Origin of the sequence: Aeromonas sobria (assembly GCF_000820145.1) — a bacterium.
Lineage (GTDB): Bacteria > Pseudomonadota > Gammaproteobacteria > Enterobacterales > Aeromonadaceae > Aeromonas > Aeromonas sobria.
Window position 1 is genome coordinate 162,652 of sequence record NZ_CDBW01000044.1, and the last position, 22,838, is coordinate 185,489.

The window sequence follows — 22,838 nt, forward strand, 5'->3', positions numbered from 1 at the left end:
ATGATGCTAGGCGAAATGGCGATGCGGGTGAGGAAGGCAAAAAGGCCCGCTCAGCGCGGGCCCGAAGAGTAGTTGGTGACGGATTTGTCAGTAATCAGCCACGCTGGCTGATACTGGCCAGCTTGTCGAAGTAATCCGGGAAGGTCTTCGAGGTGCACTTGGGATCATTGATGGTGACCGGGGTATCCGACAGCGCCACCAGCGAGAAGCACATGGCGATACGGTGATCGTTGTAGGTATCGATCTCGGCGTGCTTGAGCTGGGTCGGCGGGGTCACGGTAATGAAGTCCCGCCCCTCATCTACCTCAACACCCAGCTTGCGCAGCTCGGTCGCCATGGCGTGCAGACGATCGGTCTCTTTCACCCGCCAGTTGTAGATATTGCGAATGGAGGTCGGCCCCTCGGCAAACAGCGCGGCAACGGCGATGGTCATGGCCGCATCGGGAATATGGTTCATGTCCATATCCACCCCGTGCAGCGGCGCCTGTTCCGCCTCGATGAAATCATCGCCCCAGGTGATGCGCGCGCCCATCTTCTCCAGCACGTCGGCGAAGTGGATATCACCCTGAATGCTGTGCTTGCCGATACCGGTCACCCGCACCTTGCCCTTGATGGCGCCTGCCGCGAGGAAGTAGGAGGCGCTGGAGGCATCCCCTTCCACCAGAAAGTCACCCGGGCTGATGTAGGTCTGGTTGCCCTTGATGTAGAACAGCTTGTAGTTGTCGTGCTCGATGACCACCCCGAACTGCTTCATGATGTGCAGGGTAATGTCGATGTAGGGCTTGGAGACCAGCTCCCCCTTGATGTGGATCCGGGTATCACCGGCCGCCATCGGCGCCGCCATCAAAAACGCGGTCAGGAACTGGCTGGAGACAGAGCCATCGACGTGCACATCGCCGCCCCACAGCCCCTTGGCGTCCACTACCAGTGGCGGATAGCCATCTTTTTTCAGGTACTGGATATGGGCACCCGCTTCACGCAGGGCATCCACCAGATGGCCGATGGGACGCTCTTCCATGCGCGGCTCGCCACCCAGGGTATATTCACCGGAGCCGAGGCACAGTGCGGCGCACAGCGGACGCATGGCGGTACCGGCGTTGCCGAGGAACAGATTGACCGGCTCTTTCACCGCAAAGCTGCGACCCAGACCGTGCACGGTGCACTCGGTCTTGTCGGCGGAGAGCTTGTACTTGACCCCAAGCTGGGTCAGCGCAGCCAGCATATGACGAATGTCATCGCTGTCGAGCAGGTTGGTCAGACGGGTGGTGCCACGGGCCAGCGCCGCCAGCAGCAGCGCACGGTTAGAGACACTTTTGGAGCCGGGCAGATTGACCTCCCCGGCCACACGAGAGATGGGTTCCAAACGCAACGAATTCATAGACTTCCTGTGCTATCTCAAAATAAACGCCTGTCCGGACGTTAACAGCCTGCGTCCCGCTCGGCAAGGGCACTTTCAGGGGAAATCGCACGGCGAACGCCAGCGCGCTGGTTCTGTTGAAAAAAAGACGCCGGGGTCTCCCCGGCGTCTTGAGTCACAGCAAAAAGCTGGAAGCGGCTCTCGAGTTGTCACAAGAGGCCGTCAGCAAGCATGTGGGTGGTTTCTCAACCGTGACGCTTGGCAAAGCCATCCATAAAGCTCACCAGCGCTTTTACCCCCTCCAGCGGCATGGCATTGTAGATGCTGGCGCGCATGCCACCGACGATGCGGTGCCCTTTGAGGGCCAGCAGGCCGGCCGCTTCCGATTCCGTCAGGAACTGCTTGTCCAGCTCGGCATTTTTCAGCTGGAACGGGATGTTCATCCGCGAACGGCAGCTGACATCCACCTGATTGCCGTAGAAGCTCGACTGATCGAGATAGTCGTACAGGAAGTCGGCCTTCTCCTTGTTGCGCGCTTCCATCGCCTCGAGGCCACCCTGTTCTTTCAGCCACTCGAACACCAGACCGGCCAGATACCAGGCGTAGGTGGGCGGCGTGTTGAACATGGAGTCGTTCTTGGCAGTGAGCTTGTAGTCAAAAATCGAGGGGACATCGGCTCTCGCCTGATCCAGCAGATCATCGCGCACGATGGCGATGGCAAGCCCGGACGGCCCGATATTCTTCTGGGCACCGGCATAGATGATGCCAAAGCGGCTCACGTCGATAGGACGGGAGAGAATAGTGGAGGAGAGATCCGCCACCAGCGGCACCTCGCCGGTGGCCGGGATGTCGAACATCTCGATGCCGTCGATGGTTTCGTTCGGACAGTAGTGAACATAGGCCGCATCGGCGCGAAATGCCGGGGTCGGCAGCAGGTGAGAGATCCCCTGCTCGTTCTTGGCAACACCCTGGAAGGTCTGGATATCGCCATACTTTTTGGCTTCATCCACCGCACTCTGGGACCAGACGCCGGTCAGCAGGAAGTCCGCCTTCTTGTTGGCCCCTCCCAGCAGGTTCATGGGCACGGCGGAGAACTGACCGCGACCACCACCGTGCATGAACAGTACCTTGTAGTTGTCCGGCACCGCCAGCAACTCGCGCAGATCGGCTTCGGCCTTCTCGGCCACCGCCATGTAGGGCTTGCCGCGATGGGAAAGCTCCATGACCGAGGCTCCCAGCCCCTGAAAATTACAAAATTCGCGCTGGGCGCGCTCCATGACTTCAACCGGCAGCATGGCGGGGCCGGCGCAGAAGTTGTAAATCTGTTTGCTCATGACGCTTTCCGTGAGTGGATGAGAGGAATCGATGACTTGTCAGGTTTTACACAAGAGCCGCCACAGGATCAAAGGCTTTTTGGGAGCTGGCTCAACCTTTTACCGTCACTCTGCATCCCCCTTGCAGTAGAAAAAGCCCTGAACGGGTCAGGGCTTGCAGGGAACATGCACAGAAATGGCGGGCAGAGCGCACAAACGACCACAGCTCAGCCATTTCTGACAAATTTACAGTTTGGCGGTGAGCTCCGGCAGCAGGGTGAAGAGATCCCCCACCAACCCATAGTCCGCCACCTGAAAGATGGGCGCCTCGCTGTCCTTGTTGATGGCCACGATCACCTTCGACTCCTTCATCCCCGCCAGATGCTGGATGGCCCCCGAAATACCGACCGCGATATAGAGCTCCGGCGCCACCACCTTGCCGGTCTGCCCTACTTGCAGATCGTTGGCGACATATCCCGCATCAACGGCGGCCCGCGATGCCCCTACCGCGCCGCCCAGCTTGTCGGCCAGCGCTTCTATCAAAGCAAACTGCGCCTTGGAGCCAAGCGCCCGGCCACCGGAGACCACCACCCGGGCAGCGGTCAGTTCGGGCCTGCTGGATCGCACCGCGCAGCGCTCAACCAGCCGGGTACGGCCAGCGAATTCGGGCACGGCCAAGTGCTCGATGGGAGCCTGCCCGCCCGTCGCCGCCTTGGCAAAAGCGGTGGCCCGCACCGTCATCACCTTGACGGGCGCCGAGCTTGCCACTCTGGCAATGGCATTGCCCGCATAGATGGGGCGCAGGAAGGTGTCGCTGCTCTCGATGCCGATCACCTCGGAGAGCATCTCCACCCCGAACCGAGCCGCCACCTGTGGCAAGAGCGCCTTGCCCATGGCACTCGCCGCCATCAAGCAGTGGCTGTACCCCTGACACCAGCTGGCCAACAACTTGTCGACCCCATCCAGCAGCCCGTCGGCCAAGCGGGGATGTTCGGCAAGCAACACCTTGTCGACACCGCCAAGGGCAGCCGCATGTTCACCCGCCTCGGTCAGCCCCTGCCCCAGCAACAGCAGATCGACCTGACCGCCGATGGACACGGCGGCAGTGACCAGTTGTGCCACGTTGTCGGCCAGATGGCCCTGATGATGTTCGGCAATGATCAGCACGCTCATGGCAGCACCTTCGCTTCGTGTTTGAGTTTGTCCACCAGCTCATCCACCGAGCCCACCTTGATCCCGGCGCTGCGGGCTGGCGGCGCCATCACCCCGAGCAGGCGGGTCTGGTTGGCCACCTCAACGGCGAGTGTCGAGAACGGGGCGCTATCCAGCGGCTTGCGCTTGGCCTTCATGATATTGGGCAGCGAGGCAAAACGTGGTTCATTCAAACGCAGATCGGCGCTCACCACCGCAGGCAGCGGCATGCCGAGGGTCTCCAGCCCGCCGTCGATTTCGCGGGTCACCAGCAGTTCCCCCGCGGCCACCTTAAGGACGGACGCGCAGGTCGCCAGCGGCCAATCATTGAGGGCTGCCAGTATCTGGGCCACCTGATTGTTGTCCGAATCAATGGACTGTTTGCCGAGCAGCACCAGATCCGGCAGCTCCTGCTCACACACCTTGTGCAAGGCGCGGGCAACGGTGAGCGGTGTAAGCGTCTCGTCAGTCACATAATGACGAGCCCGATCCGCCCCCAGTGCCAGCGCATGGCGCAGCTGCTCGGCCGCCGCGTCAGGGCCGAAGGTCACCACCACCAGCTCGCTGGCAATACCCGCTTCCCGCAGCCTGACCCCCTCCTCCACCGCAATTTCACAAAAGGGGTTGATCCCCATCTTCACATTGGCGAGCTCCACGTCGGAGCCGTCTCCCTTCACCCGGATCTTGACGTTGTAGTCGACTACCCGTTTGATCGCGACCAGCAGCTTCATGGGGTCATGCCTCGTCTGTTTGGATTGAATTCATTAGATTGCCTCTGCACTTGTTGCAGTACGCCTTTGCCTGATTTTTTGCTTTTTCTTGCTCAGTTTTGCTTACAACCGCTTTACGTTTACGTAAACTACCAGCATTACCCTAGGCCAACCAGAGCGCAGAGGCAAGATGGAACGGGAAGCAATGGAATTTGATGTCGTCATCGTCGGCGGCGGTCCGGCGGGGCTCACTGCAGCCATCGCCCTGAAACAGCAGGATGCCACTCTATCTGTCTGTCTGCTGGAGAAAGGGGCCGAAATTGGCGCCCACCTGCTCTCCGGCGCCCTGTTTGATCCCGTCGCCTTGCAAGAGCTGCTGCCGGATTGCTGGCAGCAAGCGCCGCTTGGCGTGCCGGTCAGCGACGATCAGGTACATCTGCTGCAAAGCGAGCAACGCTCCCTGCAACTGCCCGCCTGGGCGGTGCCACCCCGGATGCACAATGAGGGCTGTCACATCGTCAGCCTCGGCAACCTTTGCCGCTGGCTCGGCCAGCAGGCGGAAAAACTGGGAGTCGAAATATACCCGGGGTTTACCGCCAGCGAACTTATCATGGAAGCGGGCCGGGTCAAGGGGGTTATCACCGGCGATCTGGGGCTGGATCGGGCAGGCAACCCGAAAGCGGATCATGTGCCCGGCATGGCGCTGCTCGGCCGCTACACCCTCTTTGCCGAAGGGGCTCGCGGCCATCTCGGCAAGCAGCTGATCGCCGACTTCAATCTGGCAAATCCTGCCCAGCCCCAGCACTATGCCATCGGCTTCAAGGAGCTGTGGCAACTGCCAGCAGGTCGGGGGAAAGCAGGACAGGTGCTGCACGGCAGTGGCTGGCCCCTTGGCAAGCAGGGCGGCGACGATAGCCACGGTGGTTTCTATCTCTATCAAATGGAAGGGGATCAGGTCGCGGTCGGGCTGATTGTCGATCTCAACTACCAGAATCCCTGGCTCAGCCCGTTCGACGAATTCCAGCGCCTCAAGCATCACCCGCTCATCGCCGACCTGCTGCAAGGGGGAGAGCGCATCAGCTACGGTGCTCGCGCCATCACCAAAGGGGGCTGGCACGCCCTGCCCCGCATGCACTTCCCGGGCGGCCTGCTGATCGGTTGTGATGCGGGCACACTGGATTTTTCCCGCATCAAGGGGATCCACACCGCCATGAAATCTGGGATGCTGGCGGCAAAAACCGTCGCGATGGCACTGCGGGGGGGCGATGAGGGGGGACGGGATCTGGCCCAGTATGGTGACGAGCTGCAACAGAGCTGGCTGGCCCGCGAGCTCAAGGCGGCGCGCAACTTTGGCGCGGCTCTTCACAACTATGGTCCCTGGTTGGGCGGTGCCTTCAACTGGCTGGAGCAACGGCTGTTTGGCACAAACTCGCCCTTCAAGCTGCTCGATAAGGCTCACGACTACCGTCAGCTGCGCGTGGCCAGCCGCTGCGAGCCCATCCATTATCCCAAACCCGATGGCAGACTGAGCTTTGACAAGCTCTCGTCTGTGTATCTGGCCAACACCAGTCACGACGAGGATCAGCCTTGCCACCTCAAGCTGCAGGACGAGCGCATTCCGGTCGAGGTCAATCTGCCCACCTGGGCCGAACCCGCCCAACGCTACTGCCCGGCCGGGGTGTTTGAAGTACTGGAAACGGAAGATGCGGCCAAACTGCAGATCAATGCCGCCAACTGCATTCACTGCAAGACCTGTGACATTAAAGATCCCAGTCAAAACATCGTATGGACACCACCACAGGGTGGATCCGGGCCCAACTATCCCAATATGTGATGAACTACAGCGATACCAAGATGTGGTGACATCAAAACCCTGTTCCTGATATCCATCCCCCCCTGCTTGGTGCGGGCTCGACCCCGCACGGCCGCTCAGCTGATCCGACCTCGCTGATTTTTTAAACAAACACGCCAGACCCCCTATGAATTGGCCCTGACAAGCGCGGCCCGCCCCTGTATAGTTCGCCGCATTCAGGTTTTCCATCGGCCCGTTTTGCTTATCCACGGGATCGCTTTCTGTGCGATCTAGGCCGCATGACCTGTGCAACCATCCCTGATGACCCATGACTTTTTAAGGGGGGACAGATGATCACCGCCTACATTCTCAATAACAAGGTGCTGGACATAGTCACGCTCGGGCCTGACGACATAGTGCCTGACAACACGATCTGGCTGGATGCCTACAAACCAGACACGGCAGAGCGAGAATGGTTGACGGGCCTGTTTCTGGAAGAGGTTCCCGACAAGGAAGAGCTTGACGACATCGAAGCATCTGCCCGTTTTTACTGGGATACCGATGGTCTGCACATTCACTCTCTGTTTCCCCAGCGGATCGGCCGTGACACCAAGGGTGTCCACGTATCCTTTACCCTGCGCAACAACCTGCTGATCAGTATTCGTGAAGATGATATCGGGCTGGTGCGCCTGCTACGCCACTATATGCGCCAGGATCGGCTGGAGGTGGAAGATGCCCTCGATGTGTTGCTCGAGGTGCAAAACCTCAAGGTAGAGTACCTCTCTGACCTGATCGAAGATGGTTACAAGACCCTGGAAAACACCGCGGATCAAATCTTCGAGCCTGATCAAATCAATTCAATGCTCAAGGAGCTGATGGCGCAGGAAGAGGCCAACGGCCAGATCCGTCTCTCCCTGCACGATACCCGCCGTGCCCTGCGTTTCCTCAAACGCAGCCTGCGCCAGCGCATGAGCCTGGAGCAGAACAAGTGGATTGACGAGATGCTGCACGACGTGGAATCGCTGTTGCCTCACACCCAGTTCCTGTTCGACAAGATCAACTTCCAGCTGGAGGCCTCCATGGGGGTCACCAATCTGGAGCAGAACAAGGTGATCAAGATCTTCTCGGTTGCTGCGGTGATCTTCCTGCCGCCGACCCTGATCGCCAGTATCTACGGCATGAACTTCGGCCGGATGCCGGAGCTCGCCTGGGAGTATGGTTATCCCATGTCGCTGGTGCTGATGGTGATGTCATCGCTTGGCACCGGCCTCTTCTTCAAGCGCAAAGGCTGGCTATAAGGCCGCTGACGCACGCTGCGATATCTGCAGAAACAGATTGGGGGGCATGGCCCCCCGATTAATTCACGCAGCTCCCAACGCCTTGCAAAGGGCTCTTCGTCGCCCCATATCCCCTCTATCACTCCATTCACGTGGATAACGGGCAACCATGACCCTCTACCCCGAACACCGATATGACGATCACGGCCAGTTACGCCCGCCCCTCTGGTTCTGGCCCATCGCCCTGCTGCTGACCCGCTCGGTCTGGCTGTTTCTGATGGCTGGGGTCACCCGCGAGAGCGGTAGCGAGATCCTGACCCTCTTCTATCCGGACAAGATCACCCTCTACATCAGTCTGCTGACCGACGTGCCCGCCATGCTGGCGCTGCTCGCCTGCGGGGGGACCTATCAGCAGACCCAAAGCATCCGCGCCAGACTCAGGCGCCACAGCCCGCTGCTGCTACTCTGCTCTGCCGTCAGCGGCCTGCTGATGCAACTGCATAGCCTCAATCTGCAAAAATGGTCGTTCAGCTGGCCCACCGCGCTGGTGCTGGTCGCCAGCCTCTGGGCCCTCTGGTATCTGCTGCGCAGTCGCCAGCTGCGGGAATATGCCGCAGACCAGCCCCACTGACGGACGGGGCTGACATCTATTGGCGAGTAACCCGGATCTGCAGGGTCTGGCGCTCGCTCTGACTGCCTCGCCCTCCCTGTAGCTGGGTACCAAGGCGGCTCCCCTGATCCGCTGAGCTGGTCGAAAGTTCCCCTACCGTCAGCCACTGGCCCGGGGCCCCGCTCACTTCGGTGGCACTCTGTCCCGTGCTGATGGTGCCCTGCTCCAGCCTCGCCTGCTCGCTGCTCAGCGCAATCTGCACCCGATCGCCAATCAAGGTGGCCGTGGCATAGAGGCCGTTGATCAGCGGCATCATCCCCACCACGGCGCCCCCGTTCCACTGATAGAAGGTCACCGGCTGATAGGAGCCCATCTGCAGCAGCACGGGACGACCCGAAAGCCCACGCACCTGCCAGCTGTCGTTCTGGCTGAGCTGATACTGCTCGGCATTGCCATCGAGCAGCCACTGCCGTTTGGCCTTGTCGCGACTGATTGAGCCCCCCAGTTGCTGACCGCTGGCGGCACCATCGACCCGCCACTCGATAAGCAGGCTTTGCGGCGGCTGGTTGATCTGCGCCAACGTGGCTTCGGCCTCCTGCAGCTGGGCTGGCGTTCCGCTCAGCACCAGCTGATTGCCCATGGCACTCACCCCAAGCTGGGGATAGATCTCCTTGAGGGTCTGCACCGCCGCCTGAGCCTCGAAGACCGGAATCACTTTCACCTCGGCCCACAGCAACGGGCTCCAGAGCCCCATCATGCAGCCAAGCCACAGCAGCACCCTGCGGCCAACCTTGCTCATCCGAACCATTGCGCTCTCCTCGCTCTCTGTGCTCTTCTCGTTCTCTGTTCTCTCTCTGCTCAGGCGTAGACCCACGCCAGCAGCCAACGGCCTGCCCTACTCTGTTCACCCGTCGATGATGAACCCGACGGTTGCCAAAAAACAACCGGGAATGCAGCAACCCCGTGCTTTCCCACGGTATGAGGCTCTCAATCCACGCCCATTATCGCGTAAGATAGCGCCATCATATTTGCCCAAGCGGAATCCATCATGTTGAAACAGCTGCTGTTACTCCCCCTCGCCCTGCTGCTGGGGGCCTGCTCACTGACCCAGTACAACGTCAGCGAGGCCGAAATCAACCAGTACCTCAAAGATCAGGTCTCTTTTGAAAAACAGCTGGGGATCCCCGGCATCATGTCGAGCAAGATCCGTCTGGACGAGATGCAGAGCCGTATCGGCCGCAAGCAACCGGATCGCATCGAACTGGATGCCGCTGGCGACCTGCAGGTGAGCAGCCCCCTTGGCAGCCAGCAGATGAAGATCCGCTTTATCCTGAGTGCCCGCCCGGACTATGTGGCCGATCAGGGCGCCATCTACTTGCGCGACCTTGAGCTGGTCTCGGTCAAGACCGAGCCTGCCGATATCGGGGCCGCCCTCACCCCGCTGCTGCCCACCTTCAATCAGTCGCTCTCCCTGTTCCTGTCGCAGACCCCGGTCTACCGCCTCGACAGCAGCCGCAAGAACGAAGCCAGGATCAAGGATAAGGTCGAAGCCCTCAAGGTAGAGCCGGGCCGTCTGGTGATCCCGTTCAAGGTGCTCTGATCCCCGCCGCACTGGCACTTTCATCGCAATAAACAGATAACCGTCCTCTTCGACAGCGCACATCCGGTTTAACGTGCTGCCGATCAGGGCGGTTTTTTACTTCTCAAGTCCCCTCCAACACAGCATAATGCAGACCATTCTCATTTAGATTCGTCATGAGAAGCGTCAATAATAAAACCAATGGTGAGAAGGGACATGAGAAAAACCGTACTGGTTCAGGCGATCGCCTGCGCACTGATCAGCGGCGCCGCACACGCTGCCGTCAAGGTCGAAGACAAAACATTCAATACCGCCGCCAACATGCTGGCCTATACCGAATTCGAGCTCTCCGGTGAGCCGCTGGCCGAAGCGCTGGGGCTGGATCTGGATGTGCTGGATGCCAACCGTGCCGATGAGCCGACCCTGTTCGACTTCGCCGCTGGCATCGAATCCTACGAATACTCCGAAGAGGCGATGTACGCCCTCAACTACCAATCCGGCATGGGCCCGCATCTGGTGAACGGGCCGCAAAACCTGGCCCGTGGCGGCACCATGGCCGATCTCGGCAAACGGGTGATGGCCATGGCTGACGCAGTTGGCTTCCCGGCTGATGAAGTGCCGCAGGGCATGTATCCCCTCTCCCTGCCTTACGCCTCCGCCAATCCGGAGTTGGCCCAGGCGGTCAACGCCACCCCGGTCAATGGCGACCAGATCACCATCAAGACCGCCAAAGGTACCGAAAAAACCGTCAAGACCCAGGTGCCCGCCTACTTCCGTGACTACAGCACCCTGCGCTGGAGCGGCAGTGACAACCTGCTGGTGCCCGCAGCCGTGGGCGGCATCCTGCTCAAAGAGGTGATGTGGTCGCAAGACTTCCTCGGTGGCATGCACGTGGCCGAAACTGATGAAGAGGTAGAAGCGGCCTCCACCACCATGGATCAGGATGGCAAGCACAAGCTGGGCGTCTCTGCCGCTGACGGCTTCAACGGCATGATGCTGACTGAACAATCCATCGACAAGCTGGCCATCATGCAGAACCAGCTCGGCTTCGATGGCAAACAACTGGGGACCAAGATCACCCCGCAGTACGATCCGGCCAAGGGCGTTGTCTACTTCCCCCATCAGGTGAAAGTGACCGAAACCAGCAACAACGATGCCGGTGCCATCGGCAAGCTGGAGGTGGTGGATGGCTCCGCCCAGCTGCGCGATGCCTGGATGATGCTGTGGCCGCTCTCCGAGTTCTATGCCTTCAGCGATCAGCGCAGCGCCAATACCAACCAGAACCCGGCCTTCCACGCCGTGTTTGACGGCGCACCGTTTGCCGCCGCACCGGCTGCCAACCAGGCCAATGACTTGGGCAAGGCCGTCGCGGGCAGCGATGCCTTCTCGCTGGCGATCAATCTCTCCAACCTCACCTTCAAGAACCTGGCCGCCCTGCACTTTGATGCCAAGACCGGCACCCTGGTCGATAGCTGGCAAGCGGGCAAACAGGGCAAGCACGTCACCACCTTTGACGCCGCTTACGCCCTGGTCGCCCTGCAGATCTTCCAGCGCGCTCAGGATGCGCTGCCGGTCGGTTACGCCGCCGGTGACAATGGCGAGCTGAACCTCAAGACCAAGCAGGGTCAGCAGGCGCTCGAGCTGATCCGTAAACAGGCCGATTTCATCCTTGCCAATCTCAAGGGCAAAAATGGTCTGGTGCATGACGGCATCACGCTGGGTGGCAAGCTCGATGCAGGCCACTCCATCGATGCGCAGTTCGCGGCCATCCGTGGCCTGACCGCCGCGTTCCTCGCCACCTCCGATGCCAAATACCGCACCGCCGCCCGCGAGTTGTTCATCGCCGCCGACAAGGCCTACTTCAATGCCAAAGCAGGTACCTGGCTGGCTGGTAAACAGGATGCATACACCCCCTGGACCCAGGCTGCCATCTCCGGCGCCCTGCGCTCTGCCATGCTGAACCTGCGCAACGAAGGGGCCGAGCTGGCGCCCGAGCTGGAGCTGGCCAAGCTGACCGGCCAGTATGTCAGCTGGTTCCGTGGCACCGTCAACGGTGGCATGCAGATGGCCGAGTGGATCGGTGACTCCGGCGAGAACATCATCGAAGGTGCCGGCAGCGACACCGATGAAGATGGGGTACCGCAAGTGACTGCCGCTGGTGGCAAACACGGCACCGCCATGGTGATGGCCGCCAAAGCGGTGGTCAGCGAATAATCATCGCCATTCACCCACATGTAAAAGGGAGCCAATTTGGCTCCCTTTGCATTACAGCGTCTGACACAGTTTCAAGGTACTTTTTTCACAACCCGGCTAAACCAGCTTGTCCAGCATCTCCTTGGTCACCAGCACGATCCCCTGCTCGGAGCGGTAGAAGCGGCGGATATCCTCATCGGCATTCTCGCCCACAACCAACCCATCGGGCAACACACATCCCTTATCCACCACCACCCGACGCAGACGGCAACCAGCCCCCACTTCAACCCCCGGGAAAATGATCGCCTGATCCAGGGTACAAAAAGAGTGGACCCGCACATTGGTAAAGATCACCGAATTGAGCACGAAGGAGCCACTGACGATGGCGCCGCCAGCAAACATCGAGTTGATGGTCATGCCGTGCTGACCGTTGCGGTCCTGCACAAACTTGGCCGGTGGCGTCAGGGTCTGGCTGGTCCAGATAGGCCAGTTTTCATCATAGATATCGAGTTCGGGCACCACAGAGGCGAGATCCATGTTCGCCTCCCAGAATGAATCCAGGGTCCCTACATCACGCCAGTAAGGCGCTTGCCCCTCACGGGCACCCACACAAGACATATTGAAGGGATGGGCATAGGCCTTGCCTTCCTCAACGATACGGGGGATCAAGTCCATCCCGAAGTCGTGTTTGGAGTCCTGATTGAGAATGTCTTCTTCCAGCAGTTGATAGAGATACTCGGCCTCGAAGATATAGATCCCCATGGAGGCGAGGGAGCGATCATCCCGACCCGGCATGGCGGGCGGATTGGCCGGTTTCTCTACAAAGGCGCGGATCTTGCGCTGCTCATCAATGTCCATGACCCCGAAGGCTGACGCCTCGGCCCGTGGCACCTCGATACAGGCCACCGTCACCTTGGCGCCAAGGCGCACATGGTCGAGCAGCATGGCGGCGTAGTCCATCTTGTAGATGTGATCCCCCGCCAGCACCACTATGTATTTGGGGCCGTAGTCACGAATGATATCGACGTTCTGATAAATGGCATCGGCGGTACCGCGATACCAGTGCACTTCGTCCACTCTTTGCTGGGCAGGCAGCAAATCGATGAACTCGTTCATCTGATAACGCAAGAAGGACCAGCCCGATTGCAGGTGACGCAGCAGGCTGTGAGATTTGTATTGTGTCACTACACCCACCCGGCGGATCCCCGAGTTGATACAGTTGGATAGCACAAAATCAATGATCCGGAATTGGCCACCGAAATGGACGGCAGGCTTAGCACGGTTAGCGGTCAACTGCTGCAAGCGACTGCCACGTCCACCCGCCAGCACCAGTGCCATACTCTGATTTAACAATTGTCGTGCTTTGGCACTATTTTCTGGCTCTAGCAACATGATTTACCTCTGCCCTGTTTGATCTATTTTCAACCTATCTTCGCTGGTTTAGATGATGCTGAAAGTGGTTTCACTCACATTTAACCGATCTCAATTGACCCTTTTAACCGAGTTGCGAGGAATAGCATGATTTGATCTGCAAGCTTGGTTAAAATTCCCCCATAAAAGCAGCCACTTCAAGGATGACAAGATGGTTCACAAGCTCGGACGCCCCCTATTTCTGATCGCCATCATAGTGACCATACCCCTGCTACTCCTGCAAGCAGTTTGGTTGGCCCTTCAGAGCACACCGCTCACCATGGCCATTATTCTGGCCACCACACTGCTCGGCATGATCTTGCTGCTGATGCTGGCCATTCGCACCATGGATGGCATGCTCCAGCATCAGGAGCTCACCTGGGTCAAGGCGATCAGGGGCCGGGATCCCGCACAACTCGATGACCCCGCCTCACAAGAGGTGCTGCAACAGCTGCTGGAGCAGTTTGACAGTGCCGAACAGAGTGCCCATCGCCAACTGACCGAACTGAGCAATCTGGCTACCACCGACGAACTGACCCAGCTACTCAACCGCCATGCGTTTCGCCGTGACATGACCGAGCTGCTGCAGCGGGATCAGGATACCCAGACCGCCACCCTGGTGCTGATCCGTGCCACCGAGCTTGGCAAGATCAATGCCCAGCGTGGCTTCCAGTCCGGTGATGCCTACATCAAGGACATGGCAACCCTGATCAAGCGAGTCGTGAGCCGCTTCCCGGGCAATCAGGTCTATCGCATCTCGGGGGCCGACTTTGCAGTGCTGGTCCAGCCGGTCGCCAATATCCCACCCCATTTGCTGGGGCAGGATTTGAAGATGGCCTTCGATCACTATCAGGATCAACATGAACTGGAGAGCACAGCCTACTCGGGGCTGACCAAACTCAACAGCGGCCAGAAAATCGAAGCGGTACTGGCCAGAGCCGATCTGGCGCTGGCACGCGCCCAGACCGAGACCATCAATGGTTGGGCTATTCAGCAAGATGACAATGTTTCTGACCTGCAGGGACAACATCACTGGCGCGAAGTGCTGACCGAGGTACTGGCACAGGAGCGCCTCAGCTTTACCTATCAACCGATCCAGCCACTGCATCGCAGCATGCTGGCCTACAACGAGATCTACACTCGCTTCAGTGGTAACGATGGTACAGCCCTGCCCACTGACACCCTGTTTGCCATGGCACAGCGACTCGATCTGGTGATGCGACTGGAACAACTGGTCATTACCCACATCATGCGTCAGTACCGAGCTTTTGGTGCGAATCAGAGCCGTTGGGGGATCAACCTCTCCCCCAATCTGCTGCAAAACAGTGCCTTTTTGATCTGGCTCGACCGCCAGTTGATCAAGGATCCCAACACCAGTGCCAATCTGGTATTCGAACTGGATGAAGAAAACCTTGAGCGCAACCTGACCGGTGCCAAGCGGGTGTTTGAGCTACTGCGCCGCAACGGCAGTCGCTCGGCCATCGCCAACTTCGGCAAGGGGATCGGCTCCTTCACCCTGTTTCGCGAACTCAAACCCGACTATATCAAGCTGGATCCGGCCCTGATCACCGGACTGGAGCAGGATCAGACCAATCAGCAGTTCGTGCGGATGATTGTTGATGTGTCACACCGGATGGGATGCCAGGTGATTGCAGAAGGAGTAGAGCAGCTTGGCCAGAAGCAGCTGCTGCAGGGGATGTATGTGGATGGCTTGCAGGGCTATCTGATCGCCCGGCCGCAACCGTTGCGACCGGATATCAGCCAGATCGGACTGTTTACTGAGGATGTTTCAACTTCAACAGAGTCAGAATGATGTCGTTGAGCTGGCGGTAACGTTCCAGCTCCTTCTGATCGTAGCGGGTCGCCAGCGTGGTGGGGTTATGGCGGTTTTTGAGGTAACGGTTGATCTGCAACCGGTTGAACCCCGCCACCTGATAGACCTGCCCCAACAGGGTATTGAGCTCATCATGCGCCAGACCGGCTCGGGCCAGATATTGGGTATCGGCCGGACTCTCGGTCTGGTGGCTCCACTTGCCGATACGACCGCTCTCCTGCAGATAGCTCAGCCACTGCTCGAGATACAGCGGCTTGCAGCCCGCCAGCAGACTGAAAAATCCCACCGCATCGCAACGGCAGCCGCTCAAGAGTATCACCGCCAATTCATCGTCGTCACACTGGAAGGTCACAGGCCCGGCTTGCGCCCAGTCAAGCGCCTGCAGCCGGATCTCGGCTCGTCCTCCCGCCACTCCTGTTACGTCGAATACAAACATGGCGCGCCCCCTTTGGCAAAAGGTTGATGATGGACCATACCCCAGGCAGGTGCAAAGGCAAATCGTCGTTAAAGCCATCATTGGGCCCAATCGACCATAAAAAAGACCGGTATCCTCGCAGATACCGGTCTTTAACCAAGGATGGGCCTATCTTGTCAGACCATCAATGGAGGTGCTTTCAGGCGTTCAGTTCTACCAGTGCCTTGGCCAGCTCGATGGGTTCAAGCTCCTGGCCTTCCAGATCGGCGTTCCAGTTCGGGCCGACCAGTACATCGTCTTCATCCAGATCGTTGATCCAGATATCAAGGAACTCTTCCAGCTCGATCACTTCCGGCTCATAGTCAGCCCACTCGTCCACACAGTGCAGACGGGCATCTTCTTCGGCAGACCAGAGCGGCATCACGTCAGCATCTTCAAATTCGGCGGAACGGCAGACGACCCAGTCTTCCCCATAGCGCAAACCCCACACCTGACCCGACTCGCGGACTTGTTCGATAAACAGTTGGAAATTGGCGTCAAGGTTGTCGTTAAGCATGCTCATGGGGCTCTCTCTTTCTTTCGGGTGCTGCGGCATTGTCGGGCGACAATACGATGGCCAAATGGTGTCGTAAAAGTGACATGGACTCAAGCATATTGGGGTTATTGATGGAAAAAAGCCGGGATAACCGCCATTTGCCTGCAAAAGCGCCTCCCGGGGGAGGCGCGTTATAACAACCCGGGATCAACGCTCCCAGTAAACCTCTTCCAGGCTGTCCTCTTTCTCCGGCAAGCCGCGAGAAAGACGAGGGCTGCTCTGGGCCAGCACTTCATAGCTGACTCGGTTGGCGTACTTGCACACCTGAGCCAAAGAGGAGTAGGTCAGGAACTCGGAGATATGCTTGGCGGAGTTGGGCACATTCATCCGGTGATAGGAGTTTGCCACCATGTCGTGCAGCACGGCAGATAGGGCGCCATCCCCTGCCCCGTTGGTGTTCTTGATCTTCTCCGGGCCACCCATGTACGGGGAGATGTGGGAGTAGATCCGGGCAGGCTTGCGGCACTTAGCGCGGGCCATCGGGCGGCTGAACTCATACATGTTGAACTCGGGGATAACGCCAGGCAACAGGGTATGGGTGGTTTCGCGCTTGTAATCTTCGTCGGTGTAGCTCGCCATATAGAGGCCAATGGGGCCCGCGGTGCAGAGCACCATGTCGGCCCAGTCGAGCGCCTTGTCGGCAGCACCGAGTGGATCTTTGATCCCGGTAAGGGCCTCACCTTCATCTTCGTTCATCGCCAGCACGGTCACGTTCTCGGCAATGAAGTCACGCCACCACTGGGGGTTTTCGTCGATGACAAAGCGGGTACCCAAGGTCAAGATGACCGGCACCCCGGCCTCGCGAGCATGGCGAACGGCGGCCATCGCGGCCTCTTTCATCGGATCACCATCATCACCACGCACCAGATAGGCGGTGATCACCAGGGCCGAAGCACCTTTGATCACCTCTGCAGGGATATGATTGACATCCAGCTGGTTCATCTTGCCGGCGTTGATACCAAAGCTGCGCTCACCGCACTCGGTGATGAAGGTAAAACAGCGACCGATGGGGCCATCGACCGGCTGCAAATAGTCGAGATTGACGCGGGAAGAGGTGTTGCACAGATAGCGGTAGGCGTAGCAGCCGATGCGAATATCCTGACTCATCACACCCAGCAGGATGGAGTGAGAATCCGCCAGCACCGAGTAGTTGTGAACCGTGTTGCCGATGGTGCCACCGGCAAACTCGCTCACCACCATATTGTTGGCTTTGAGCTCATCATAAATCCGTTCAGCCACGTCATCCTTGATCACCACAGAATGACCTTTGCTCAAACCATAACGGGTCAGAAAGTCTTCATCCACATGGGCTTCGATATCTACCAGGGTCTGATCGATCCCGACCACATAGGCTTTGCCCAATTCGGTCAACAGCGGATTGTGCGATACCAGCGGATCACGTCTGTCGACAGGGAAATAGTGTTTGGACTTGCGCTGACCGGGAAATTTCATGGCAATGTTCTGTGCTCTGGGGGAAAGAGGGGCGGGATTTTAACACAATCCGCCGCCCCGAAAAGTCGCCCTGATTAAATTATGGGGTCAGTATAGCCAAGGGCTATCAGAGAAAACGTTTGTCTTTTCACCATAAAAAAACCACCCCGCACGGGGTGGTTCTCACGCACAAAAAAGCATCGGTTTTCAGGCTGCCACAACGCCTTGCAACAGGGCCAGCACCGAGAAAAGCCCGAGGGCGAGCCAAAACAGCAAGGTCCCCAGAAAACGGGGGACATTGGGCGCTTTCGGGATCTGGATACCGATGGCATGGAGGATGCGGCCGACCAGCAACATGGCACCGCCGGCATGCAACCAGAGCGCATCCGCACCGGCAAGCTCACACAGCGCCATCAGCAGCAGGGTCAGCGGTACATACTCGGCGAAGTTGCCATGAGCACGGATCGCCGCCAGCAGCTCGGGAGCCTCCCCCTGCCCTATCATCACCCCGAACTGGGCGCGGCGTCTGACCACCCAAAAAGAGAGCCCCAAAAACAGCAACCCCAGCAGGCCTGCATAAATCAGCGTGATATGGATCATCTTGTCACTCCTGCTATTACAAGGTGCACTCAGGCCAGCTCGCGGCAGATCAGAGAGACCATCATCCTGATATGGGCCTGATCGCTGTTGAGTGCCGGAATATATTCAAATTGTTCGCCACCCGCTTCCATGAAAATCTCCCGGTTCTGCACCTGGATCTCTTCCAGGGTTTCCAGGCAATCAGCAGAAAACGCAGGGCAGATCACATCGAGCCGCTTGATCCCGCTCGCTGGCAACCCTTCGATGGTCACATCGGTGTAAGGCTTGAGCCACTCCTCCTTGCCAAAGCGGGACTGGAAGCTGGCTGTCCATTGCCCCGCCGCCAGCCCGAGCGCCTCGGCCAGCAGGGCTGCAGTACTGCGGCACTGGTGGCCATAAGGGTCGCCTTCGTTCTCATAACGCTCGGGAATACCGTGGAATGACATCAGCAGGTGCTCGCCCTGGCCGTGCTGTTCCCAGTGACGGCGCACACTCATGGCCAGCGCCTGAATGTATTCGGGATGAGCGTGATAATCACGGATCAGCCGCACCACCGGCAGATTGCGCTCTTGCTTCATCGCCCGCCCCCACGCATCAAACACCGACGCCGTGGTGCTGACCGAATATTGCGGATAGAGCGGCAACAGGATCACCCGGTTGACCCCCTTGGCCTTGAGTGCTTGCCAGCCATCATTCACTGACGGGGAGCCATAGGTCATGGCCAGCTCCACCGGCACCTCGAGCCCTTCCCGCTTGAGCTCCTGCTCCAGCGCGGTGCGCTGCTGCTTGCTGATCACCATCAGCGGTGAGCCCTGCTCGGTCCACACCTGCTGATAGAGCTTGGCCACTTTGGGCGAGCGCGTCGGCAAGATGATGAAGTGCAGCAGCGGGCACCAGAGGTAACGGGGCAAGTCCACCACACGGGGATCGTGCAGGAACTGGCTGAGGAACGCTTTGACGGCGGCAGTGGTCGGCGCGGCTGGGGTACCCAGATTGACCAGCAATATTCCGGTTTTCGTGGTCACATTGGCTTCCTGTCTATCTGTCATGAACCAAAAAAGGCCCCGAGGGGGCCTTTTCTTCATTTACCTGATGGCACAGAGACGCTGTACCGACAGCAAAGATCAGCCCAGAATGGTGGCAAGCTGCTTGCTGACCAGATCAACCGGCTGGGTGCCGTCGATCTTGACGTAACGGGTGTGGCCTGCTTCAGCCTCTTTGCCGTAGAAACCGATCAGCGGCGCGGTCTGCTGATGGTATACATCCAGACGCTTGCGCACTGTGGTCTCTTCGTCGTCGGCGCGGATCACCAGATCTTCGCCGGTCACGTCATCCTTGCCTTCCACTTTCGGCGGGTTGAACACCACGTGGTAGGTACGGCCGGAGCCGGAGTGAACGCGACGGCCGCTCATGCGCTTGACGATCTCTTCGTCCGGCACCGCAAACTCCAGCACGAAATCAACCACTACACCGGCATCCTTCATGGCTTGCGCCTGGGGAATGGTGCGCGGGAAACCGTCCAACAGGAAGCCTTTCACGCAATCTGCTTGAGCAATACGCTCTTTGACCAGACCAATGATAATGTCGTCAGAGACCAGCTGACCTGCGTCCATCACAGCTTTGGCTTTCAGACCCAGCTCGGTGCCCGCCTTGATTGCTGCACGCAGCATGTCGCCGGTGGAGATCTGGGGAATACCGTGGTTTTCCATGATGAACTGAGCCTGAGTACCTTTGCCGGCGCCCGGAGCCCCCAACAGAACAATGCGCATACACGCTCCTATTGATTGGTTATTCAAATATTGCGAAGGCAAAAAAGTACACGGTTTCGCCCGTTTCTACAAGCTCGAGCCGCCTGAGTGAGCAGTTTCTCACCATTATTGCCCGCTGACCGAACAGGATTTCACCGTAAGGAAGATGCGCAAAAATAATGAGGGTTTACGCAGAGTGAGCAAATTGCCTGTCAGCAGGCTAGCGATAAAAAAATCCCGGCTCAGGGCCGGGAATTGCGCTCAAAAATAACTACTTGTCGCTCGTAGTAGGAACAGGGCAATCGTAGTTTGCCCACTGTGCGTCAACAACTGTCAGATATGACAGGGAGGCCGCTATGGAACCGGAACTGCGGATCCGGTGAGCAGATAAGCTCGGCTTCGAGTTTGCCAAAGAACGCCACCCGCTCGCTGATATCCTCCCCCGCATACTGTTCGGCCAGGTTCAGGTAATCCTGATAGTGGCGCGCCTCGGAGCGCAGTAAAGAGATATAGAAGCGGCTCAGCTCTTCATCCAGATGGGGGGCCAGCTTGGCAAACCGCTCGCAGGAGCGAGCCTCGATGTAGGCGCCGATGATCATCTTGTCGACAATGGTGGCCGGTTCATGGGTGCGCACATGCTGCATCAATTGGCGGGCATAACGGGAGGCCGTCACCGGCCCGTATTCGATGCCGCGGGCCTGCATGATCTCCAGCACCTGCTCGAAATGATGCAGCTCCTCCTGAATGAGCCGCACCATGGGAAACAGCAGCGGGTTGCGTTCCAGCTCGGCAAAGACGGTGCGATCAGACTCCCCCATGCTGCGTTTGCCCAGGATTTCGGCCTTCTCCGGGATGGCATCCAGCTCGCGATAGAACTCCAGTTTGGGCAGCAGATGACGCTTGCCCTTGGGCAGGCAGTAGCGGCGCACCAGACTGTGGGCGGTGAGCGCGGCCTTGGTCTCGCAGTTGGCGTGATCGATGAGCAGGGTCGGCAAACGGGCCGGATCCCGCGCTATCTCGACCCACTCATCCGGGGTCTCGCACTGCAGAAACTGGCGCACAGGGGCTAGCAGATCGTCCATCACAACTCTCGTCGGTTAAAAGCGTATCGGTCATACAGGTTGGCCCCTATGCTAACGGATCCTGCCTGACATGCCCATATCCAGCAAAATAAGTGCTTACTTTTCAATCTCATGCGCACTACTTTTGCCATCCCCCTCGAGCAGACATAACAATGGGGGCCTTCGCCCCCATCTCATCTCAAGCACCGCCAGCGAAAACGTTTAACTGCCTTCGTTAAAAATTTCCAGATTGCTGGTGCCTTCCTGCCATTCGCGCACCGCTTTGGTGTCATCGTTGCGCAGGGCATTGAGGTGATCCAGATAGGATTGGTCCACGTCGGAGGTGACGTAATGGCCGTTGAACACCGATGTCTCAAAGTGGCGCAGATCCGGGTTGAGCTCTCGCACCGCCTCTTCCAGATCTTCCAGATCCTGGAAAATCAGGCCGTCGGCACCAATCAGCGCGCACACCTCTTCCACTTCACGGCCATGGGCGATCAGCTCGTTGGCGGTGGGCATGTCGATACCGTAGACGTTGGGGAAACGGATCTCCGGCGCTGCCGAGGCGAAGTAGACCTTGGCGGCACCCGCTTCACGGGCCATCTGGATGATCTGCTCGGAGGTGGTACCACGGACGATGGAGTCATCCACCAGCAATACCTTCTTGCCCTTGAATTCGGAACCAATGGCATTGAGCTTGCGACGTACCGACTTCTTGCGCTGGGTCTGGCCCGGCATGATGAAGGTACGGCCGATGTAGCGGTTCTTCACGAAGCCCTGACGGTATGGCAGGTTGAGGGTGTGGGCTATTTCCAGTGCCACGTCACAGGAGGTCTCGGGGATGGGGATAACCACATCGACGTCGAGATCTTCCCATTCGCGGGCAATCTTCTGACCCAGCTTGCGACCCATGTTGAGACGAGCGGCATACACTGACACCTTGTCGATGCACGAGTCAGGACGGGCAAAGTAGACATATTCGAAGATGCAGGTACTCATCTGCGGATTCTCCGCACACTGCTCGGAGAAGAGCTGGCCCTGCTCGGTGATGTAGATGGCTTCACCCGGTGCAATATCCCGCACCGTCTCGAAACCGATGGCATCGAGTGCCACGCTCTCGGAGGCCAGCATGTACTCCAGATGCCCTTGCTCGTCCTGACGACGACCGAGGATCAGCGGGCGGATGCCGTTGGGATCGCGAAAGCCAATCAGGCCATGACCAATCACCAGCGAGACCACCGCATAAGCGCCGCGGATCTGCTGATGGGTTCTGCGCACCGCAGCGAAGATATCTTCGGGACGCAGAGCCATCTTGTCGCAGAGATCCAGCTCGTGGGCCAGCACATTCAACAACACTTCCGAATCAGAGGTGGTATTGATGTGACGGCGGGCAACCTTGAACTGCTGCTCTTTGAGATCCTTGGCGTTGGTGAGGTTGCCGTTATGGGCCAGTACCATGCCATAGGGAGAGTTCACATAAAAAGGTTGGGCTTCCGCGGCACTGGAACTGCCTGCGGTGGGGTATCTGACATGACCTATGCCAATGTTCCCCTGCAGACGCTGCATATGACGCACTTCAAACACATCCTTCACCAGGCCATTGGCCTTGCGTTGCCGGAAGTTTCCACTATCAATGGTCACGATCCCGGCGGCATCCTGTCCCCTGTGCTGCAACACCGTCAAGGCGTCGTAGAGGGCCTGATTGACGGGGGTGGTGCCAACTATACCGACAATACCGCACAT

At 58.7% G+C, this 22,838-nt stretch carries 20 protein-coding genes; 6 read left to right on the forward strand and 14 right to left on the reverse strand.

Annotation, left to right across the window (positions count from 1 at the left end):
• Positions 1 to 94: 94 nt before the first annotated feature.
• The 4 genes from aroA to BN1135_RS19215 all read right to left on the reverse strand — a co-directional run bounded on the left by aroA (position 95) and on the right by BN1135_RS19215 (position 4,592).
• The gene (gene aroA, locus BN1135_RS19200) at positions 95 to 1,378 is read right to left on the reverse strand and encodes a 3-phosphoshikimate 1-carboxyvinyltransferase (RefSeq protein ID WP_042023927.1); all 1,284 of its coding nucleotides are present in this window, start codon (positions 1,376 to 1,378) and stop codon (positions 95 to 97) included.
• A 224-nt stretch (positions 1,379 to 1,602) separates the two neighbouring features.
• Positions 1,603 to 2,691: a 3-phosphoserine/phosphohydroxythreonine transaminase gene (gene serC / locus BN1135_RS19205; protein WP_042023929.1), complete on the reverse strand. Its 1,089-nt coding sequence runs from the start codon at positions 2,689 to 2,691 to the stop codon at positions 1,603 to 1,605.
• A 225-nt stretch (positions 2,692 to 2,916) separates the two neighbouring features.
• A complete protein-coding gene (locus tag BN1135_RS19210; protein WP_042023933.1) occupies positions 2,917 to 3,843 on the reverse strand; it encodes an electron transfer flavoprotein subunit alpha/FixB family protein in 927 nt (308 codons plus the stop codon).
• Entirely contained in the window at positions 3,840 to 4,592 is a 753-nt protein-coding gene (locus BN1135_RS19215; RefSeq protein ID WP_042023937.1) for an electron transfer flavoprotein subunit beta/FixA family protein, read from the reverse strand. Before BN1135_RS19215 ends, BN1135_RS19210 begins: the two co-directional genes overlap by 4 nt.
• Before the next feature lie 169 nt (positions 4,593 to 4,761).
• Here BN1135_RS19215 and BN1135_RS19220 point away from each other — a divergent pair, with 169 nt between their 5' ends.
• From BN1135_RS19220 to BN1135_RS19230, 3 genes are all read left to right on the forward strand, one after another.
• Positions 4,762 to 6,405: an electron transfer flavoprotein-ubiquinone oxidoreductase gene (locus tag BN1135_RS19220; protein WP_042023941.1), complete on the forward strand. Its 1,644-nt coding sequence runs from the start codon at positions 4,762 to 4,764 to the stop codon at positions 6,403 to 6,405.
• 308 nt (positions 6,406 to 6,713) lie between these two features.
• Positions 6,714 to 7,661: a magnesium/cobalt transporter CorA gene (corA, locus tag BN1135_RS19225; protein ID WP_042023944.1), complete on the forward strand. Its 948-nt coding sequence runs from the start codon at positions 6,714 to 6,716 to the stop codon at positions 7,659 to 7,661.
• A 148-nt stretch (positions 7,662 to 7,809) separates the two neighbouring features.
• Positions 7,810 to 8,271 carry a DUF2919 domain-containing protein gene (locus BN1135_RS19230; RefSeq protein ID WP_042023947.1) on the forward strand — a complete coding sequence of 154 codons (462 nt, stop codon included), beginning with the start codon at positions 7,810 to 7,812 and terminating at the stop codon, positions 8,269 to 8,271.
• Between the two features lie 16 nt (positions 8,272 to 8,287).
• Here BN1135_RS19230 and BN1135_RS19235 read toward each other — a convergent pair whose 3' ends face one another.
• Positions 8,288 to 9,007, reverse strand: coding sequence for a hypothetical protein (locus BN1135_RS19235; protein ID WP_396027180.1), 720 nt, complete (start codon positions 9,005 to 9,007; stop codon positions 8,288 to 8,290).
• A 291-nt stretch (positions 9,008 to 9,298) separates the two neighbouring features.
• On the opposite strand from BN1135_RS19235, the gene BN1135_RS19240 reads away from it, so the two are divergent.
• Positions 9,299 to 9,850, forward strand: coding sequence for a lipoprotein (locus BN1135_RS19240; RefSeq protein WP_042023952.1), 552 nt, complete (start codon positions 9,299 to 9,301; stop codon positions 9,848 to 9,850).
• 195 nt (positions 9,851 to 10,045) lie between these two features.
• A complete protein-coding gene (locus tag BN1135_RS19245) occupies positions 10,046 to 12,043 on the forward strand; it encodes a hypothetical protein (RefSeq protein WP_042023955.1) in 1,998 nt (665 codons plus the stop codon).
• A 96-nt stretch (positions 12,044 to 12,139) separates the two neighbouring features.
• Here the strand turns inward: BN1135_RS19245 and glgC are convergent, their stop codons facing one another.
• Positions 12,140 to 13,414 (reverse strand): glucose-1-phosphate adenylyltransferase, encoded by a 1,275-nt coding sequence (glgC, locus tag BN1135_RS19250; protein ID WP_042023956.1) that lies wholly within the window; start codon positions 13,412 to 13,414, stop codon positions 12,140 to 12,142.
• A 190-nt stretch (positions 13,415 to 13,604) separates the two neighbouring features.
• On the opposite strand from glgC, the gene BN1135_RS19255 reads away from it, so the two are divergent.
• Entirely contained in the window at positions 13,605 to 15,245 is a 1,641-nt protein-coding gene (locus BN1135_RS19255) for an EAL domain-containing protein (RefSeq protein ID WP_042023957.1), read from the forward strand.
• On the opposite strand, the gene BN1135_RS19260 is transcribed toward BN1135_RS19255, so the two are convergent.
• The 8 genes from BN1135_RS19260 to purF form a co-directional block, all read right to left on the reverse strand.
• The gene (locus BN1135_RS19260; RefSeq protein WP_042023958.1) at positions 15,208 to 15,702 is read right to left on the reverse strand and encodes a hypothetical protein; all 495 of its coding nucleotides are present in this window, start codon (positions 15,700 to 15,702) and stop codon (positions 15,208 to 15,210) included. The genes BN1135_RS19255 and BN1135_RS19260 overlap by 38 nt on opposite strands.
• A 178-nt stretch (positions 15,703 to 15,880) precedes the next feature.
• On the reverse strand, positions 15,881 to 16,243 hold the full coding sequence (locus tag BN1135_RS19265) for a DUF2750 domain-containing protein (protein WP_042023959.1): 363 nt from the start codon (positions 16,241 to 16,243) through the stop codon (positions 15,881 to 15,883).
• 180 nt (positions 16,244 to 16,423) lie between these two features.
• Positions 16,424 to 17,728: an inosine/guanosine kinase gene (locus tag BN1135_RS19270; RefSeq protein WP_042023960.1), complete on the reverse strand. Its 1,305-nt coding sequence runs from the start codon at positions 17,726 to 17,728 to the stop codon at positions 16,424 to 16,426.
• 186 nt (positions 17,729 to 17,914) lie between these two features.
• Complete coding sequence (locus tag BN1135_RS19275) at positions 17,915 to 18,307, reverse strand: MAPEG family protein (RefSeq protein ID WP_042023966.1); 393 nt, start codon at positions 18,305 to 18,307, stop codon at positions 17,915 to 17,917.
• A gap of 29 nt (positions 18,308 to 18,336) precedes the next feature.
• Positions 18,337 to 19,311, reverse strand: coding sequence for a ferrochelatase (hemH, locus tag BN1135_RS19280; protein WP_042023975.1), 975 nt, complete (start codon positions 19,309 to 19,311; stop codon positions 18,337 to 18,339).
• A 99-nt stretch (positions 19,312 to 19,410) separates the two neighbouring features.
• A complete protein-coding gene (adk, locus tag BN1135_RS19285) occupies positions 19,411 to 20,055 on the reverse strand; it encodes an adenylate kinase (protein WP_042023979.1) in 645 nt (214 codons plus the stop codon).
• A 302-nt stretch (positions 20,056 to 20,357) separates the two neighbouring features.
• Positions 20,358 to 21,116, reverse strand: a complete 759-nt coding sequence (gene miaE, locus BN1135_RS19290; protein ID WP_042023981.1) for a tRNA isopentenyl-2-thiomethyl-A-37 hydroxylase MiaE — start codon at positions 21,114 to 21,116, stop codon at positions 20,358 to 20,360.
• 201 nt (positions 21,117 to 21,317) lie between these two features.
• Positions 21,318 to 22,838, reverse strand: coding sequence for an amidophosphoribosyltransferase (gene purF / locus BN1135_RS19295; protein WP_042023983.1), 1,521 nt, complete (start codon positions 22,836 to 22,838; stop codon positions 21,318 to 21,320).